The 2,629-nt window shown below is 32.7% G+C and carries 4 protein-coding genes; all 4 read right to left on the minus strand.

The window, feature by feature from the left end; genetic code table 11:
- Positions 1-314: 314 nt before the first annotated feature.
- On the minus strand, positions 315-611 hold the full coding sequence (locus CDH49_RS15380; RefSeq protein ID WP_100616418.1) for a hypothetical protein: 297 nt from the start codon (positions 609-611) through the stop codon (positions 315-317).
- 139 nt (positions 612-750) lie between these two features.
- Positions 751-1,722, minus strand: coding sequence for an EF-Tu C-terminal domain-related protein (locus tag CDH49_RS15385; protein ID WP_100616419.1), 972 nt, complete (start codon positions 1,720-1,722; stop codon positions 751-753).
- A 153-nt stretch (positions 1,723-1,875) separates the two neighbouring features.
- The gene (locus tag CDH49_RS15390; RefSeq protein WP_100616420.1) at positions 1,876-2,193 is read right to left on the minus strand and encodes a type II toxin-antitoxin system RelE/ParE family toxin; all 318 of its coding nucleotides are present in this window, start codon (positions 2,191-2,193) and stop codon (positions 1,876-1,878) included.
- The gene (locus CDH49_RS15395) at positions 2,193-2,426 is read right to left on the minus strand and encodes a hypothetical protein (protein ID WP_100616421.1); all 234 of its coding nucleotides are present in this window, start codon (positions 2,424-2,426) and stop codon (positions 2,193-2,195) included. The genes CDH49_RS15390 and CDH49_RS15395 overlap by 1 nt, the downstream gene beginning before the upstream one ends.
- Between the last annotated feature and the right edge of the window lie 203 nt (positions 2,427-2,629).

Here is a 2,629-nt window from a genome sequence, read left to right on the forward strand (position 1 = left end):
TTCAAATCCGTTCTTATTCAGAATTCCGATATAATATTTGTCCAGACTATTATCTAAATATTCTTTTATTCCCATTTTTTCATTCGGTTACGTTTTTTCAAACTGTTTGCCAACGTGTTCGTGTATGGAAAGTTGCGTGTTTGGGGGCGAGGATTTTCCGAAGGAAAATCGGAAGCCGGCAAACGAGCAACCAACTTTGTATTAGCTAAAACTAGCAATTTTTTATACACGGTGTTGTAGCCAGTTATATTTTTATAAAATCAGAAATATCAAAGTCCCCGTTTTTCCAATATTCAATAGTTCCGCGATGGATTTTAAGATTCTTTTTTTAAACGCAAAAGAGCAGAATCCAAATATTTTTCAAAATCATTATTTTCATTTTTTCTTCCCATATCATTCAGACTGTCAAGAATAATTTCCATTAAAGATTCTTTTTCCTTTATTGAAGAATTCACATTATCATATTCCGCTATGAATTCAGCAATTCGGTTTGGGTCGGATATTTCATATTCCCAATCTTGCATATTTTCGTCAAATTCCAAATTCAATTTTTCGGCTAATTTTTTCCGAGTTTTTTGATTTGGAATAAAATTTTCGTTTTCAGTACTCATTTCTCTAATTGGCTACAACGTGTTCGTGTATGGAAAGTTGCGTGTTTGAGGGCGAGGATTTTCCGAAGGAAAATCGGAAGCCTGCAAACGGGCAACTAACTTTGTGCTAGCTAAATTTAGCAATTTTTTATACACGGTGTTATGTGCTGGCTTTTCCTAGTTCCAAATTTTGGTTAACTACTTTTATTACTTTTCCAAATCCTATTATACGTGAACCTTCTCTAAAGTCGAATGCTGTTCCTTCTTCAAGTTTGTTTTTTAAAAAGTCAGTCGAGGCAACCCTGATTTCTGCAACAACTGTCTGTCCTGGAATAGCAAAATTACGATTCATGAATCTCTGGCTTCCTGATGTTTGAATATCTGAAAAATCAAATTTAATCGTTGGTCTATATCCGGATTTCGCGTTTGTAGTTCTTCCACCTTCTTCTGTTGTTCTATATTTTAATTCAGCGATAAAGTCAGCTTTTCTAGAAAATACAAACGTGTATTTGTCGACTATTTCCTTATAGTCATTCAATAATTTTTTCGGAATGCTATTATGAATCTGATTAGTTAAATTTTCAATTTCGGAAGGATTTAATTTTAATTGAAGCAAAGGAGCTAACCTAATCCTATTGAGCAACTCCTGAACTATTGGTTCTAAATTTTGAACAAAGCTATGGTCAATTAAAGTTTTTAGGAATTCATTCTGAAGTTCGTGAAGTTCGTCAAAGTTCCAATTGAAACTAGATACATTTCTAACAATTGCTAAATTGCTAAAGTCTAAATGTCCATCGAAATTGTTTCCAAAGCCAAAACAACTTTTGAAATGTTTTTTTTCAACTATCGATTGAAAAGTACAACCAGAAATTACTTCGATAAACCAAGCAACTGTTCTCGGAATATTTTCAGTTTCTTTTTTTATTCTGTCTTGTTCTTTTAATAAATCAAGTTCAATATGGTAAAATGATTTAGTAGGGACAACAATATTTTTTGGAAAACCAATTTCAAATGATTTAACATTACCTAAATCAGTTTCTTCGTATTTACTCGCTAAACAATATCCAGTTAAGTGTCCAAGCTCGTGAAATACAGTGCTCTTTATATATTCTAATTTTTGTTCGATGTTCATTTTTTTAGCTTGCACATAACGTGTTCGTATAAGATTAGTTGCGTGGTTTAAGCACCTAATTTAGCAAATACAAACCGAATAGAAAATCCGCGAGGATTTTCGTAAGTAGGCTTGCACTAGCAATTAATTTTATACGGTGTTGGCAACTGGCTTTTATTTTGTCCGTTTCAATTTTGGTGGATTTTGTCGAGTATCAAAAACATCAGCAATTTTTATAAATCCATTTTCGGCATCCACTGAATAAATTAGTTTGTAGTTTTTGAAAACTAAATATCTATATTCAAAATCTCTGTGTTTGAGTAATTCCTCTTCTTGTCCGATGTACGGTGTCTTTATCAACTTTTTTGGTTCGTTGATAATTCCTTTCAGAAGTTTTTTGGCAATTCTTGGGCTAGCTTTCTCCTTGTAATATTCGTAAATTTCGTCAAGTTGAGTTTCAGCGAATTCAGACCAAATAATTTTCAAGGTCATTATTTGTATTTGGCTAAAAGTTCAGAACTGTTTTTAAATCGATTGTTTCGGAAATCAGATTCCGATTGGTCAATTCGTGCGTTCAGCTCATCCTGAGTCATAGGTTCAAATATTCGCTCGTCAGAAGCATTTTTTTCTTTTCTCAATATTTTTTCTAAACGAGAAACTGCTTCTTCACTTTGAAGTTTTAAAAATTCTTTTACAAATTCTATTTTTCGAGCTTCTAAATTCATTTTATTCAGCTTTTTATCAAAGATACAAAATTATCAATTTAATCATCTATTTTTCTTGAATTGACGGATTTCATAGCTTGTTGCCAACGTGTTCGTGTATGGAAAGTTGCGTGTTAGGTGGCGAGGATTTTCCGAAGGAAAATCGGAAGCCAGCAAACGGGCAACAAACTTTGTGCTAGCTAAAACTAGCAATTTTTTATACA

This window comes from Confluentibacter citreus (genome assembly GCF_002807055.1).
GTDB classification, from domain to species: Bacteria; Bacteroidota; Bacteroidia; order Flavobacteriales; family Flavobacteriaceae; genus Confluentibacter; species Confluentibacter citreus.

Coding starts and splice junctions, on each gene's coding strand:
- CDH49_RS15380 (WP_100616418.1), bottom strand. CDS start 611: ATGAGTACTGAAAACGAAAATTTTATTCCAAATCAAAAAACTCGGAAA.
- CDH49_RS15385 (WP_100616419.1), bottom strand. CDS start 1,722: ATGAACATCGAACAAAAATTAGAATATATAAAGAGCACTGTATTTCAC.
- CDH49_RS15390 (WP_100616420.1), bottom strand. CDS start 2,193: ATGACCTTGAAAATTATTTGGTCTGAATTCGCTGAAACTCAACTTGAC.
- CDH49_RS15395 (WP_100616421.1), bottom strand. CDS start 2,426: ATGAATTTAGAAGCTCGAAAAATAGAATTTGTAAAAGAATTTTTAAAA.